15 protein-coding genes are annotated in these 14,926 nt (G+C 61.8%); 5 read left to right on the top strand and 10 right to left on the bottom strand.

What is annotated here, in order from left to right; all coding sequences use genetic code 11:
* Positions 1 to 67: 67 nt before the first annotated feature.
* From murB to OC445_RS24540, 8 genes are all read right to left on the bottom strand, one after another.
* Positions 68 to 1,087, bottom strand: a complete 1,020-nt coding sequence (gene murB / locus OC445_RS24575; protein ID WP_060773014.1) for a UDP-N-acetylmuramate dehydrogenase — start codon at positions 1,085 to 1,087, stop codon at positions 68 to 70.
* Positions 1,084 to 1,548: a low molecular weight protein-tyrosine-phosphatase gene (locus OC445_RS24570; protein ID WP_054917236.1), complete on the bottom strand. Its 465-nt coding sequence runs from the start codon at positions 1,546 to 1,548 to the stop codon at positions 1,084 to 1,086. The genes murB and OC445_RS24570 overlap by 4 nt, the downstream gene beginning before the upstream one ends.
* Complete coding sequence (kdsB, locus tag OC445_RS24565) at positions 1,548 to 2,312, bottom strand: 3-deoxy-manno-octulosonate cytidylyltransferase (RefSeq protein ID WP_198790523.1); 765 nt, start codon at positions 2,310 to 2,312, stop codon at positions 1,548 to 1,550. Before kdsB ends, OC445_RS24570 begins: the two co-directional genes overlap by 1 nt.
* A complete protein-coding gene (locus OC445_RS24560; RefSeq protein WP_003174668.1) occupies positions 2,309 to 2,494 on the bottom strand; it encodes a Trm112 family protein in 186 nt (61 codons plus the stop codon). The genes kdsB and OC445_RS24560 overlap by 4 nt, the downstream gene beginning before the upstream one ends.
* A 24-nt stretch (positions 2,495 to 2,518) precedes the next feature.
* Positions 2,519 to 3,529, bottom strand: coding sequence for a tetraacyldisaccharide 4'-kinase (gene lpxK, locus OC445_RS24555; protein ID WP_181124829.1), 1,011 nt, complete (start codon positions 3,527 to 3,529; stop codon positions 2,519 to 2,521).
* Positions 3,529 to 3,957, bottom strand: a complete 429-nt coding sequence (locus OC445_RS24550) for an ExbD/TolR family protein (protein WP_198790524.1) — start codon at positions 3,955 to 3,957, stop codon at positions 3,529 to 3,531. The genes lpxK and OC445_RS24550 overlap by 1 nt, the downstream gene beginning before the upstream one ends.
* Positions 3,954 to 4,589 (bottom strand): MotA/TolQ/ExbB proton channel family protein, encoded by a 636-nt coding sequence (locus OC445_RS24545; protein ID WP_034128146.1) that lies wholly within the window; start codon positions 4,587 to 4,589, stop codon positions 3,954 to 3,956. The genes OC445_RS24550 and OC445_RS24545 overlap by 4 nt, the downstream gene beginning before the upstream one ends.
* 108 nt (positions 4,590 to 4,697) lie before the next feature.
* The gene (locus OC445_RS24540) at positions 4,698 to 6,923 is read right to left on the bottom strand and encodes a DNA internalization-related competence protein ComEC/Rec2 (protein ID WP_233097265.1); all 2,226 of its coding nucleotides are present in this window, start codon (positions 6,921 to 6,923) and stop codon (positions 4,698 to 4,700) included.
* 135 nt (positions 6,924 to 7,058) lie between these two features.
* Here OC445_RS24540 and OC445_RS24535 point away from each other — a divergent pair, with 135 nt between their 5' ends.
* Positions 7,059 to 7,574, top strand: coding sequence for a DUF2062 domain-containing protein (locus OC445_RS24535; RefSeq protein ID WP_003192045.1), 516 nt, complete (start codon positions 7,059 to 7,061; stop codon positions 7,572 to 7,574).
* Positions 7,575 to 7,577: 3 nt separating this feature from the next.
* Here the strand turns inward: OC445_RS24535 and OC445_RS24530 are convergent, their stop codons facing one another.
* Together OC445_RS24530 and OC445_RS24525 are read right to left on the bottom strand one after the other, a co-directional pair.
* On the bottom strand, positions 7,578 to 8,936 hold the full coding sequence (locus OC445_RS24530) for a sensor histidine kinase (RefSeq protein ID WP_054898282.1): 1,359 nt from the start codon (positions 8,934 to 8,936) through the stop codon (positions 7,578 to 7,580).
* Complete coding sequence (locus OC445_RS24525) at positions 8,923 to 9,651, bottom strand: response regulator transcription factor (protein ID WP_034127860.1); 729 nt, start codon at positions 9,649 to 9,651, stop codon at positions 8,923 to 8,925. The genes OC445_RS24530 and OC445_RS24525 overlap by 14 nt, the downstream gene beginning before the upstream one ends.
* Positions 9,652 to 9,856: 205 nt before the next feature.
* Between OC445_RS24525 and OC445_RS24520 the strand changes: the two genes are divergently transcribed.
* The 4 genes from OC445_RS24520 (at position 9,857) to OC445_RS24505 (ending at position 14,660) form a co-directional block, all read left to right on the top strand.
* Positions 9,857 to 12,610, top strand: coding sequence for a response regulator (locus OC445_RS24520; protein ID WP_054898283.1), 2,754 nt, complete (start codon positions 9,857 to 9,859; stop codon positions 12,608 to 12,610).
* A gap of 147 nt (positions 12,611 to 12,757) precedes the next feature.
* On the top strand, positions 12,758 to 13,747 hold the full coding sequence (locus OC445_RS24515) for a 2-hydroxyacid dehydrogenase (RefSeq protein ID WP_198790525.1): 990 nt from the start codon (positions 12,758 to 12,760) through the stop codon (positions 13,745 to 13,747).
* A 71-nt stretch (positions 13,748 to 13,818) separates the two neighbouring features.
* Entirely contained in the window at positions 13,819 to 14,259 is a 441-nt protein-coding gene (locus OC445_RS24510; protein ID WP_003192054.1) for a hypothetical protein, read from the top strand.
* Positions 14,256 to 14,660 carry an META domain-containing protein gene (locus tag OC445_RS24505; protein WP_054898286.1) on the top strand — a complete coding sequence of 135 codons (405 nt, stop codon included), beginning with the start codon at positions 14,256 to 14,258 and terminating at the stop codon, positions 14,658 to 14,660. Before OC445_RS24510 ends, OC445_RS24505 begins: the two co-directional genes overlap by 4 nt.
* The last annotated feature ends 266 nt before the right edge of the window (positions 14,661 to 14,926 follow it).

Here is a 14,926-nt window from a genome sequence, read left to right as displayed (position 1 = left end):
ATCGCAGCAATAAAAATGCCCCGTATCGCGAGATACGGGGCATTTTCATTTTCAGAGCAGATAAAGCTCAGTACTGATTGGGTTCCATTTCCAGCTCGACCTTGAAGCGCTTGAAGATATCTTGCTGGATGCGTAGCGCAAGCTGGGCAATCTCTTGCCCGGTGGCGGTGCCGTAGTTGACCAGTACCAGCGCTTGCATCTTGTGCACGCCCGCATCGCCCTCCCGGAACCCCTTCCAACCGGCCTTGTCGATCAGCCAGCCGGCGGCGAGTTTCATTTGGCCGTCTGCCTGAGGGTAGGCCACCAGGTCCGGATACTGGCTTTGCAGTTCAATCGCCAGGGCCTGGGACACCAGTGGGTTCTTGAAGAAGCTGCCCGCATTGCCCAGCTCTGCCGGGTCTGGCAGTTTCTCGCGGCGAATGCTGCAGATCGCGCGGCTCACATCGCTTGGCGTGGCGTGGGTGATGCCCTGCGCAACCAGACGCTGTTGCACCGGGCCGTAGTCGAGTTTCAGGTGAGTGGCACGGCTGAGGGAAAAGCGTACCCGCAGGATCAGCCAACGCCCGACTTCGTGCTTGAACAGGCTGTCACGGTAGGCGAACTTGCATTCGTCGAGACTGAATTCCCGCAGCTCGCCCGTCTGGCGATCCAGGGCAGTGAGGCCGGCGAAGACATCCTTGATCTCTACGCCATAGGCGCCGATGTTTTGCATCGGCGCGGCACCGACAGTGCCGGGGATCAGGCTGAGGTTTTCCAGGCCGCAAAAGCCGTGTTCAAGCGTCCACAACACGAACGGATGCCAGGCTTCTCCCGCTTCGGCTTCGACAACCACGTGCGTGCCATCATCGCTCAGCACACGAATGCCTTGGGTCGCCATACGCAACACCAGCGCCGGAACGTCCTGGGTCAGCAGCAAATTGCTGCCGCCACCGATCACCAGCAACGGCACCGCATGTGCGGCGGCATAGGCGATGGCCTCGCGCACGTCAGCATCACTGTGGGCCTCGGCAAATAATTGCGCGCTCACATCAATGGCAAAGCTGTTGAATGGCTTGAGCGATACCTGCGCACGCACTTGCAAGGTCATAACCGCCCCTTCAATTCGATCACCAATAAGTCACAGGCGCGTTCGATCAGGTCAAGGACCCGTTCGAAACCTTGCTCACCTTCATAGTAAGGGTCTGGCACCTCGTCCACTTCGCCATCAAAGCGACGCAGGAACAAATCCAGCTCCGCCTTGCCCTGCCCTGGCTGCATGGCTTTGAGGTTGCGCAGGTTACTGTTGTCCATGGCCAGGATCAGGTCATAGCGGGCAAAATCAGCACGGGAAACCTGCTGGGCACGCTGGCCCGACAAGTCATAGCCGCGCGCCAGCGCCGCACGCTGGCTGCGCTGGTCCGGCGGGTTGCCGATATGCCATTCTCCGGTGCCAGCAGACGCCACCTCAACCTGGCCAGCCAAGCCTGCTTCACGCAACTTATGGCGCAAGATGCCTTCAGCGGTTGGCGAGCGGCAGATATTGCCCAGGCATACAAACAGAACTTCCATCAGGCGCCCAGCAGGCGACGGACGCGTTCGAGGTCTTCCTGGGTGTCGACACCGGCTGGCGGTGCTTCCAACGCATCGCCCACGTGGATACGCACCCCGTGCCAGAGGGCACGCAGTTGTTCCAGGGACTCGATATTCTCGAGCCAGCACGGGCCCCAACTGACGAAGTCGCGCAGGAAACCGGCGCGGTAGGCATAGATGCCGATATGGCGGCGATATGGCACGCCCTCCGGCAACACGTCGCGATTCTTGGCAAAGGCATCCCGCGCCCACGGCAAGGTGGAGCGACTGAACGTCAGTGCCAGGCCGTTGATGTCGCTGACCACTTTCACCACGTTCGGGTTGAACAGCGTCTCGATGTCTTCGATCGGTTCGGCCAGGGTCGCCATACGCGCCTCGCCATGGGCCGCGAGGTTGGCAGCGACCTGATCGATGACACCCGGCGGTATCAATGGCTCGTCACCCTGCACGTTCACTACGATCGCGTCGGGTGCCAGACCCAGCTGAGTGGCGACTTCGGCCAGGCGATCAGTGCCGGAGTTATGGTCTTCGCGGGTCAGGACCGCTTCGGCACCAAAGCGTTTGCACGCCTCGATAATACGCGGGTCATCGGTGGCCACCACCACCCGTTCGGCGCTGCTCTTGCACGCTTGCTCCCACACCAGTTGGATCATCGGCTTGGTGCCGATCATTTGCAACGGTTTGCCCGGCAGACGGGTCGAGGCATAGCGCGAGGGAATGACAACGGTAAAGGCGGTGGTCATTTATCCAGGCGCTCATCGGTGGTCAGGGTGCGGGCTTCGCTTTCGAGCATGACCGGGATGCCGTCACGGATAGGGTAAGCCAGGCCGGCACCTTTGCTGATCAGCTCGGTTTTGTCGGCGCTGAGCTTGAGCGGGCCTTTGCAGATCGGGCAAGCAAGGATATCGAGCAGTTTGGTGTCCATGAATGTTTCCTGGAAAAAAGCGTTTTAAGGCAAAAGACGGTTGGGCAACAGACGCATCAGCTGCGTGTCGAACCAGGCGACGAACGCCGGCGACGGTACCGCATCCACCGCAAGGTACCACCAGTCGGGCTGGGCAAAGGCGCGGCACTTCACCGCGTCCTTTTCGGTCATGACCAGCGGCAATGACGGGGTAAAATTCAAGACCTCGGCGCTGTAGGGCGCGTGATCGGCAAAAGCATGGGGTATCGCCTGCCAGTGTAGCGTTTCAAGGGTATTGAAGAAACGTTGCGGATTGCCTATTCCGGCCACCGCATGCACCTGCTGGCCCTGCGGAAAATAGGTGACCGGCTGGCGTTCGCCGCTGTGCAGGTTGACCAGCGCTGTGGGCTGCAGGCGGAAGGCAAAGCCATTTTCACGGTCTGTAACGGCACCGTTATAAAGCACCCCGTCCACACTCTGCAGGCGCTCCACCGGTTCGCGCAACGGCCCGGCAGGCAGGCACCGGCGGTTACCGAGGCCACGGGCGGCATCGATCAGCACCAGTTCAAGATCGCGGGCCAGGCGGTAGTGCTGCAGGCCGTCATCGGAGAGGATCAGGTCCAGGGGCTCGCAGGCCAGCAGGGCCTTTACCGCACGACTGCGATCAGGATCGATCATCAGCGGTACACCGCTGCGCTGCACGATCAGCAAGGGTTCATCACCGGCCACCTCGGCACTGTGGCCGGCCTCGACCCGCCACGGCAACTGCGGCGGCTTGGCACCGTAGCCTCGACTGACCACTCCTACGCGCAAGCCGCTGCGTCGGCAGTGCTCGATCAACCACAGGATCAAAGGCGTCTTGCCGGTGCCTCCCACTGTAATATTGCCCACCACGATCACTGGCACAGACGACTGATAAATCTCGCCCTCGCCCGCCACGAAGCGCGCACGCTTACGTTGAACCACGCAGCGATACAGCGATTCCAGCGGTCGCAGCAACATTAGTGCTGGATGACCTTCGTACCATGCCTTGAGTAAACGGTCGGAGATGGCCATCAGGGCGGGCTCGCCGCCTCGACGGTGGTCATGCGCAAATGGCTGAAACCGAGCTTGCCGGCAGCGTCCATGGCGGTGATCACGGCCTGGTGCGGGGTTTTGCCATCAGCGCTGATGGACAGCGGCAACTGGGTGTCGCCACCAGACTCCTTCTGCAACGCCTCCATCAGGCTGGCAAGGTCATTTTTCTCCATCAACTGGTTATTCACCGAAAACACCCCTTCGGCGCTGATAGCGATGTCCAGTTGTTTGACTTGCTGGTCTTCGGCAGGCGAGCCACTCACCGCTTCAGGCAGGTCGACACGCAACTGGGTTTCGCGGGTGAAGGTAGTGGTCACGACAAAAAACAGCAGCAGGATGAACACCACATCGATCAACGACGCGAGGTTGATATCAACATTTTCCCGTTGCTTGCGGCGAAATTTCACGCTTTGCCCTCGACCAGGTCTACATCACGGTCGCCCTGCACCACCTCCACCAGCTTGATGGCTTCCTGCTCCATGCCGACCACCAGTTCATCAATGCGACGCAGCAGGAAACGGTGGAAGAAGACCGAAGGGATACCCACCATCAGGCCGGCTGCGGTGGTGATCAACGCCTTGGAGATCCCCCCGGCCAGGACCGCTGCGTTGGTGGTCATGCCCGAGCCTGTGAACGAGCTGAAGATATCGATCATGCCGAGTACTGTGCCGAGCAAACCGAGCAACGGCGCCATGGCGGCGATGGTGCCAAGGGCGTTGATGTAGCGTTCCAGTTCATGGATGACCCGGGCGGCCGCCTCTTCAATGCACTCCTTCATGATCTCGCGACCATGCTTGGAATTGGCCAGACCGGCGGCGAGGATTTCACCCAGCGGCGAATTGGCGCGCAGCTCCTTGAGTTTCTGCTTGTCGAGCTGCTTGTTCTTGATCCAGCCCCAGACCTGCCCCAGCAGATGCTCAGGGGTGACGCGACTGGCGCGCAGGGTCCACAGGCGTTCGGCAACGATGCCGAGTGCAGCGATGGAACTCAGAATGATCGGCAACATCATCCAGCCGCCGGATTTGACCAATTCCCACACAGTGAATGCCCCCTCGAAAAAGTGCGCCACTTTATCATATAGGTTCGACAGCGGGGTTCGTCGGCTACACACCCGCCTGTTGCGGCTCGGGTCTTTGGTAACACGCGATTACGGTAACGGTTCGCGCCAAAAACGGCGTTGACTGCGCGCAACCATCGGTGGCAGAAACGCCCCCAGACGCAAGCGTACGGCACCCTGCTCGGCGCTGTCGTAAACCCGGCTGCCCAGCACGTGGTAGCGCTCCAGGACCTGCGGATGGGGATGACCGAACGTATTGCTGCGCCCGCGGGAAATCAACACCGATGTGGGTGCCAACCGTTGCAGGAACGGCCAGGATGACGAACTGCGGCTGCCATGGTGCGGGGCTTGCAGCCAGTCGGTCTGAACCGCCAACGAAGAGGCCAGAAAAGCCTGTTCGGCGGCGCGATCAATGTCACCGGTGAGCAGCAGGCGCTCCCCACTGGCCTCAACCTGCAACACACAAGACCTCGGATTGCCATCAAGCCCATCAGCCCACTGCCACAATTGAAATGACACACCCTCCCATTCCCATCGTTCGCCGCTGGTACAGGGTTGGGTGGCAAGAAAGTCTGGCAAACCTTCGGTTTCACCGCCCACCACACGCTTGACGGGCAACCCCCGAGCCACCGCCGCCGCCCCCCCCGCGTGATCGGCATCGGCATGGCTGAGCAGCATCATGTCCAACTGGGCTACCCCGAGCTTTTTCAACGACGGCAACACGACGCGTGCGCCCAGGTCGACAGGCCCCGAGCGCGGCCCGGCATCGTAGAGCAACGTATGATGACGGGTGCGCAGGATCAGTGCCTGCCCCTGGCCGACGTCCAGTTGCACCACATCTACCTGCCCGTGGGGCACCCACTCCCTGGGCGCAAATACAGCCATCAACAGCATGGGCAAGCCCAGCACCCGGAACGGCAACCCCTTGGGCAGCAACAAAATCACCGCGCCAGCCAGGCTAACCAACCAATACCCCAAAGGTACCTCGGCGGGTACCCAGGCCGGTAATTGCGCAGCCAGCAGCCCCAGGCTTTTAAACAATCCGTCCAGCGCACCGCCGGCCAGCCACAGCAACCCCTCCCCAGCCAGCGGCACCCACAGCAACGCCGTGCCCAGCAGCGCCAAAGGCAGCACTACCAGGCTGATCCAAGGCACGGCAAGGAGATTGGCCACAGGTGCGCTGAGGCTGATGGGCAACCCCAGCACCAGCAACACCGGAAACAAACCAATGGCAATCAGCCACTGGGGTCGGGTCCACACCTGCCAGGCGCTCCAGGGCCCCAGGCGCCCGCCGAACGCCAACAGCAACACCGCGACCGCCGCAAACGACAACCAGAACCCTACCTGCAGGCTGGCCAAGGGCTCCAGTACCAGCACGCCGTTCAGTGCCAGCAGCAACGGCCACCATACTCCCAAATGGCGGAAACGCAGACGCCACAGCAGCACCAGGCCAACCATCATGCAGGCCCGTTGCACCGGCACGCCGAACCCGGCCAGCAGCCCATAACCCAACGCCGCGCCAAATGCCAGACCGCACGCCCACGGCAGCCACGGCCAGGTTCGGGGCCAGCAACCATAACGCGCCAGCATCGCGACCAAGCCGTAGATCAACCCCGCCAGCAAGCCGATGTGCTGCCCGGAAATCACCAGCAGATGCACCGTGCCCGTGTCCTGCAACACCTGCCAATCCTCAGGCTCCAGGCCGGAACCGTCGCCCAATACCAGCGCCGCCAAGCCCGCCTCGCGGCCTTGGGCATCCACCGCCATCAGGCGCTGGCGCACAGCATCGCGCCAGGCATTGCGGGCCGGTGCGAGACGCTCACCGTCTTTTACCGTTGCAGTAGCACCGATACGCTGGGCCAGCAGCCAGGCTTCATGGTCGACCCCATGGAAATTGAGCAGGCCCGCAGGCCGCTTGAGTGTCAACGCCAGACGCCAGCGTTCACCGCTGTTCACCACTGGCCCGCCGTGCCAGGACACGCGGATACGTTTGGGCAGCCGAATCTTGCGCGACCGGCCGTCGGCCAGTTCAAAGCGCACGCCCGTACCCGTCTGCTGAGGCAAGCCCACCACACGCCCCTCCACCCAGCGAGTCTGCCCGTCCAGGGCCGGCTGCAGCCGATCATCCAGCGCCCGCTGCGCGCTGAGACAGGCCCAACTCAAGCCCACCAGAAAGAACGCCACGGGATAGGACCGAAAAGGCAACAGCATCAAGGCCAGCACGAGCATTGCCGACAACCCGGCGCCAGGCGGCAACACCGGTAACCACCGCAACGCCAGCAACCCCAGCGCCAACGCCAACATCCCTGTCTTCATGGATCATCCTTTTCCAGTGATCCACTCAGTCTTAGCCGGCTGAACGACAGCGCCTATGATGTTTTGTCACAAAGTCTGAATTTTCTGTTTATAGAATCCGGGCATACTTGCCCCTCGAATTGACCTGGACCCCTTATGCCCCGGCGCTTATTCAAACGGTACATGCCCGATCCCAGCAGTATCAGGGAACACAAGTCATTACAGTTTCTTGGCACGCTGCTGCATGACCCCAACCTCTGGCACCTGAACCGGCACTCAGTGGCTCGCGCCATGGCGGTGGGTTTATTTGCGGCGTTTATCCCGATTCCATTGCAGATGTTGCTTGCCGCGGTCCTGGCGATTTCGGTGCGCGGCAATATGCCTATCGCCATCAGCCTGGTGTGGTTGACCAACCCCATCACCATGCCGGTGGTGTTCATCTGTACCTATATGACCGGCGCCTGGCTGATGAATGTGCCGCCACGCAGCTTGCCCGATAACCTTACGTGGGAATGGATCAGCGGCCAGTTGAGCACTCTTTGGCAGCCATTCCTGCTGGGTTCGGTGGTATTGGGGGTGGTATTGGGCGCCTTGGCTTATTGCCTGACCATGGCGTACTGGCGCTGGTGGGTGGCGCACCAGTGGAAAAAACGCAAACTGCGCCGGCGCTGAGCGCTAACGGGCCAGCAAACGCAAATGCACCCGCAGACCCCGCCCGGTATTTTCCGCCCATAAGCGGCCGCCCTGGCGCTGCACGGCGTTGCGGGCAATGCTCAGGCCCAGGCCGAAACCGCCATCGCCGGGCCGCGAGCCGTCCAGGCGGGTAAAGGGCGCGAAGATGCGCTCCAGATCATCCTCAGCAATCCCGGCCCCCTGATCCTGCAGCCAGATATGCCAATAGCCCCCCTCCCGACATCCGTCGAGTTGCACGCAGCCGTCGTGGGGCGAGTGGCGTATGGCGTTGCGCAGGATATTTTCCAAGGCCTGGGCCAGTGCATTGAGGTTGCCACGCACCCAACTGTCCGCGGGTAACAGGCACGGCAAGCGCGATGCGGACCAACCGCTTTCAAAACAAGCATTCTCGCGCAATATGTCCCACAAGGCCTGGAGCTGAATATCTTCCTGGGGCAACGGTGTAGTTTCGCTGTCGAGCCAGGCCAGTTGCAGGCTGTCTTCCACCAGGCGCTGCATGGCGTCGATTTCCCGACCCAGGCGCTCGCGCAGCTTGGCCAGGTCTTGCTCGCTGTCGCAGGCTACCCGCAGGCGGCTCAACGGTGTGCGCAGTTCATGGGACATATCGCGCAGCAACTGCTGCTGCAAACGCACCGTGCCCTGCAAGCGTTCGGACATATGGTCAAAGGCGCGGCCCAGCTCGCCCAGTTCGTCCTGGCGGCTGGTGGCATCCAGGGACATCCGCGTATTGAGTTGGTCCGCACGCCAGGCATTGGCCTGCTCGCGCAATTGATTGAGGGGCATGATCAACAGCCGGTAAAGGCCGATGCATAGCAAGAGGGTAAACAGACCTGGGATCACACCATTGGTGACCACCCGCCAGAACAGTTGATAGCGCCCAGGCATAAAGCGCTGCGGCAGCTCGATCACCAGCGACCCCGCGCCAGGGTCGACCGGAAACGGTACTTTCATCCAGGGCAAACCAATGACATGCCGGCTGACCGGCCAATCCAATCCACGCAAAAACGTCAGGCGCTGGCTTTCCTTGTCACTCAAGGGCGTGCTGCCCAGGGACTGCAGGTCGTTACCGATCACCCCTACCCAAGTGCTTTCGCGCTCGGCCATCCGCTGCAGCCAGGCATCTACGCCCGCGCTGCCTTGCGTGCTCCACGCCAGTTCGGCACCCGCGGCATAGCCATTGAGAATCTCCCGCGACTTGTCGGACAGGTAAGCGCTCTGCTGTTCCATGTAACGGCCCCACGACCAACTGAGCCAAATCATCAGCAAACAGAAGGCGATCAACAGGCAGGCCAGCTTCCAGAACAACGAGTGCTTGCCGGGCAGTCGCTCAAAGCCCTTCATCGTGACCGCTCAGCACGTAGCCCTTGCCCCATACGGTGCGTACTTCACGCTCGATGTAACCGATGGCCTTGAGCTTGCGGCGGATCTGGCTGACATGCATGTCGAGGCTGCGGTCATGGGGCGCATAACCGCGCTGCAACACCTGCTGATACAGGAAGGCTTTGCTGAGGACTTCTTCGGCGTTGCGGTGCAGGGTTTCCAGCAGGCGGTATTCGCTGCGCGTGAGCGCGGCCCACTGGTCCTGGCAGGACACATCGCAGCGTTCATCATCAAAGTGCAGCACCCGGGCATCTTCAAGTGCCGGGGCGCGCGTCGGCTCGGGCCGGCGATCCAGGGCAACGCGGCGCAGGATCGCTTCAATACGCACGCACAGTTCAACCATGCTGAACGGCTTGGGTAAATAGTCGTCCGCGCCCAGGCGAAAACCGCTGATACGGTCGGCTTCAGCGCCCAGGGCTGACATCAGGATCACGGGCATGGCGTGGCTCTGGCGCAAATGAGTGAGGATCGACAAACCGTCCAGCCCCGGCAGCAGAATATCCATCAGCACCAGGTCGAAGGCCTGGGCGCGGGCCAGTTGCAGGCCCTGCTGGCCGTTCTGGCACCAGGTCACCTGGAAACCACTGCGGCCCAGTTGCTCGTGCACGTAGGCGCCCAACACAGGGTCATCTTCGATGGTCAGGATACTGGGTAGGCCAACTGCTGCGGGAGTCATTAGCGTCTGCAAGTCATTCTCAATCACTGATTATTCAAGATTAAACGTTCACAGGCAATCGCCACCCGGCGCCGAATGGCCCGAAGATTGCCGCATGTCATTAATTTGCAAGATTCCAGGCCGCGCAAATGGCTACACTGCGCAGGTGGCGCTGGCCGGATGCCGGCGTGGATGATTGATAACAACGTGGTAGCAGGAGAGTGGCGTGCTTAGAAGAATGGGGATAAAAGGCCGCGTACTGTTGCTGACCTTATTACCGACCAGCCTGATGGCGCTGTTGTTGGGCGGCTATTTCACCTGGATGCAACTCTCGGAATTGCAGACCCAGCTACTGCAACGCGGCGAAATGATCGCCGAGCAATTGGCACCGCTGGTGGCCCCAGCCATGGGCCACAAGGACACCGACCTGCTGGAGCGTATCGCCACCCAGTCCCTGGAACAACCGGATGTGCGCGCCGTGTCGTTCCTGGCGCCAGACCGCGCGTCCCTGGCCCACGCCGGCCCGACCATGCTCAACCAGCCACCCACCGGCAACAGCTCGCAACTGTTACAGCGTTCCGGCAACGACGCCACCCGCTATCTACTGCCGGTGTTTGGCCGCCATCGCAACCTGGCGGGCGAGTTGATTCCCGATGAGGCCGACCGGCTGCTGGGTTGGGTGGAAGTCGAGCTGTCCCACAATGGCATGCTGTTGCGCGGCTATCGCAGCCTGTTCGCCAGCCTTCTGCTGATCGCCATCGGCCTGATGTGCACCGCCGCCCTCGCCCTGCGTATCAGCCGTACCATCAATTCGCCGATTGGCCAGATCAAGCAAGCGGTGGCGCAGCTCAAGGACGGCAACTTGGAAACACGCTTGCCACCCCTGGGCAGCCAGGAATTGGACCAGCTCGCGTCTGGCATCAACCGCATGGCCGAAACCCTGCAAAATGCCCAGGAAGAGCTGCAACACAGCATCGACCAGGCCACCGAAGACGTGCGCCAGAACCTGGAAACCATCGAGATCCAGAACATCGAGCTGGACCTGGCACGCAAGGAAGCCCTGGAAGCCAGCCGTATCAAGTCGGAGTTCCTGGCCAACATGAGCCATGAGATCCGCACACCGCTCAACGGCATCCTCGGTTTTACTCACTTGCTGCAAAAAAGCGAATTATCACCGCGCCAGCTGGATTACCTGGGCACTATCGAAAAATCTGCGGATAACCTGCTGGGCATCATCAACGAAATCCTCGATTTCTCGAAGATTGAAGCCGGAAAACTGGTGCTCGACAGCGTGCCTTTCAACCTGCGCGACTTGCTGCAAGACACCTTGACCATCCTCGCCCCCGCCGCGCATGCCAAGCAGCTCGAACTGGTAAGCCTGGTGTACCGCGACACGCCCCTGGCGTTGGTGGGCGACCCGCTGCGGCTCAAGCAGATCCTGACCAACCTGATCAGCAATGCGATCAAGTTCACCCGCGAAGGCACCATTGTGGCCCGGGCAATGATCGAGGACGAGCAGGAAGACAGCGTGCAATTGCGCATCAGCGTGCAAGACACCGGCATTGGCCTGTCCAACCAGGATGTGCGCGCCCTGTTCCAGGCATTCAGCCAGGCCGACAATTCGCTGTCGCGCCAGCCCGGCGGTACCGGTTTGGGCCTGGTGATTTCCAAGCGGTTGATCGAGCAGATGGGCGGCGAAATCGGCGTCGACAGCACGCCGGGTGAAGGTTCGGAATTCTGGATCAGCCTGAACCTGCCCAAAACCCGTGACGACGTCGAAGACCTGCCCGCCGCGCCGCTATTGGGGCGTCGTGTGGCCGTGCTGGAAAACCACGAACTGGCGCGCCAGGCCCTGCAACATCAATTGGAAGACTGCGGCCTGGAAGTCACGCCGTTCAATACCCTGGAAAGCCTGACCAACGGCATCACCAGTGCCCACCAGACCGAACAGGCCATCAGCCTGGCGGTGCTCGGCGTCACCGCCAACGACATTCCGCCCGAACGCCTCAATCAACACCTGTGGGACCTGGAACACCTGGGCTGCAAGGTGCTGGTGCTGTGCCCGACCACAGAGCAGATGCTGTTCAACCAATCGGTGCCCAACCCCAACAGCCAACTGCAGGCCAAGCCCGCCTGTACGCGCAAGTTGCGCCGCTCCCTGGCCGACCTGATCAGCCCGCGCCCTTCGCGCAGCGAACCCGGTGAGCCGTTGTCCAGCCGTGCGCCACGGGTGCTGTGCGTGGACGACAACCCGGCCAACCTGTTGCTGGTGCAAACCCTGTTGGAAGACATGGGCGCCAAGGTGCAGGCGGTGGAAAGCGGTTACGCGGCGGTCGACGCCGTGAAGCAGGAAACGTTCGATTTGGTGCTGATGGACGTGCAAATGCCCGGCATGGATGGCCGCCAGAGCACCGAGGCGATCCGCCAGTGGGAAAGCGAACGCCACGGCACACCGCTGCCGGTGGTAGCCCTCACGGCTCACGCCATGGCCAACGAAAAACGCGCCCTGCTGCAAAGCGGTATGGACGACTACCTGACCAAACCCATCAGCGAGCGGCAATTGGCCCAGGTGGTATTGAAATGGACCGGCCTGGCGCTGCGTAACCAAGGCCCGGAGCGTACCCACGAAGGCGCGGCCCAGGGCGTGCAACTCTTGGTACTCGATCACGAAGAAGGCCTGCGCCTGGCCGCCAACAAGGCCGACCTGGCCGCTGATATGCTCGCCATGCTACTGGCCTCCCTGGAGGCTGATCGCCTGGCAATTACCCACGCCCGCGAAGCCAATGACAACCACGCCTTGATCGAGCGTGTGCACCGTTTGCACGGCGCCACCCGCTACTGTGGTGTTCCGCAATTACGAGCAGCCTGCCAACGCGCCGAAACCCTGCTCAAGCAGGATGACGCCAAGGCCACGGCCGCGCTGGACGAACTGGACATGGCGATTGCACGGCTGGCCAGTGAAGCCAGAGTGAGTGCCTGACCGTCCGACTGTAGGAGCGAGCTTGCTCGCGAAAAACCAGAGAACACCGCGTTAAACCAGAATGAACGCGTTATCGTTGACGTTTTTCGCGAGCAAGCTCGCTCCTACAGGTACGCATCTATTCTGTCATTGCAGGGAGCCTTCTTAATGCGCGTCATTCTCTTCAGCAGCCAAACCTACGACCGCGAGAGTTTCCTCGGCGAACCGCTGCCGGCTGGCCTGGAACTGCAATTCCAACCCGCCCGCCTCAACCTCGATACCGTGGCCCTGGCCGAACACCACGAGGTGGTCTGCGCCTTTATCAACGACGACCTCAGCGCCCCGGTGCTGGAGCAACTGGCCAAGGGCGGCACACGCCTGATTGCCCTGCGCTCGGCGGGCTACAACCATGTCGACTTACCCGCCGCCCAGCGCCTGGGCCTGACTATCGTGCGCGTGCCCGCCTATTCGCCCCACGCGGTGGCCGAGCACGCCGTCGCCCTGATCCTGGCCCTCAACCGTCGCCTGCACCGTGCCTACAACCGTACCCGCGACGGTGATTTCAGCCTGCACGGGCTGACCGGCTTTGATCTGGTCGGCAAAACGGTCGGCGTGGTCGGCACCGGTCAGATCGGCGCGACCTTCGCCAAGATCATGACCGGCTTCGGCTGCCAGTTGCTGGCCTACGACCCCTTCCCCAACCCACAGGTGCAGGACCTCGGGGCCCGCTACGTGAGCCTGCCTGAACTGTTGGCCGAGGCACAAATCATCAGCCTGCACTGCCCGCTGACCGCCGACAGCAAACACCTGATCAATGCCCGCTCGCTCGCGCAGATGCAAACCGGTGCGATGCTGATCAACACCGGGCGTGGTGGCCTGGTCGATACGCCGGCACTGATCGAAGCGCTCAAGCTGGGACAGTTGGGCTATCTGGGGTTGGACGTCTACGAAGAAGAAGCCCAATTGTTTTTCGAGGACCGCTCGGACCTGCCCCTGCAGGATGACGTGCTCGCCCGCCTGCTGACCTTCCCCAACGTGATCATCACCGCGCACCAGGCCTTCCTCACCCGTGAGGCCCTGGCGGCGATTGCCGGCACCACGCTGGCCAACATTGCCGCGTGGGCCGATGGCCGCGCCCAGAACCTGGTCGAGGGATGATCAGCGGTCACATACCAGGCTCATGATAGGCCGGCACCCGTGATAGGATGCCGCGCCTATTTGGAGGATCCATGGCCGAACACGATTTCCGCTTCAGCTTGCTGAGCCCGCAACACACCCTGATCGAATGCCGTGCCCTGGTGCCGGGCCGTTACCAGGTCACCGGCAACGGTGGTTCGATCAAACATGGCGACGTCCTGATCGTCAGCCTGCGCGGCAGTAAAACCCTGTCGATGCGACTCACCGTCGAAGGTGACGCACGCTACTCCATCCGCCCGGCGGGCCAGTGGGTCGCCATGGCCCAAGGGCCGAAGTTCGGCGAACTCGAGATCCACACCTGGAAGGTCAATTGCGACAGCTGCGACGCCGTGCTGGAGTTTGAATTCGCGGTAGAAACCAAGCTGACCAAGGCACCGCTGCAACCGGCCGCCAACGCGCGTATCAAAGAACTGGGCTGGGCCAGCGAAGGCGATAAGCACCGTTGCCCGAAATGCCAGCAGGCCGCGCAATGAAAGGCCGGCTGCTGCTCGCCGCAATCGGCCTGGGCCTGGCAGGCTGCGCCGCCGATGGCGCCAAGCTGGAGCGCGACCACAGCTACGTCGTGGAATGGATCGGTGAGCGGCCGTTGATGGACTACGCGCACCTTACCGTCACCCTGGGCGCCGATGGCCGCGCCTATGGCAATGGCGGCTGTAACCACTGGTTTGCGCCGTACACGGTCGAAGGCGACAAGCTCAGCTTCGGCCCGGTCGGCAGCACTCGAAAAATGTGCGCCGAGGCCCTGATGGAGCAAGAGCATCGCTTCTTCCAGGCCCTGCAAGGCGTGCAGCGCTGGGACATCTCGCCGCTCGAGCAGACGCGGTTCTGGCCGGCCGAAGGCAAGCCGATCCGTTTGTGGCTCGAAGAAGGCTGACCTAGGCGCACTCTCCTGTATTAACGCGTTGTCCTCGGGCTCTGTGGGAGCTGGCTTGCCTGCGATGCGGACGACGCGGCGTATCAGGTACACCGCAGCGATGCCATCGCAGCATAGGTATCTACACAACTTTGTGGGTTGTAACAGCAGACGGTAACCACGATGCGAAGCGAGTCGCTCTTGATCTTGATCTGCTTTTGATCTTGATCTCAGGCGCCCCGTCAAACCACGCTGGCCGGAATTCGACAGGGATTTGGGGGGTAAAC

Source organism: Pseudomonas sp. Pse35, assembly GCF_024519715.1.
Taxonomy (GTDB): domain Bacteria; phylum Pseudomonadota; class Gammaproteobacteria; order Pseudomonadales; family Pseudomonadaceae; genus Aquipseudomonas; species Aquipseudomonas paracarnis.
This window is presented reverse-complemented; position numbering and strand designations above follow the sequence as displayed.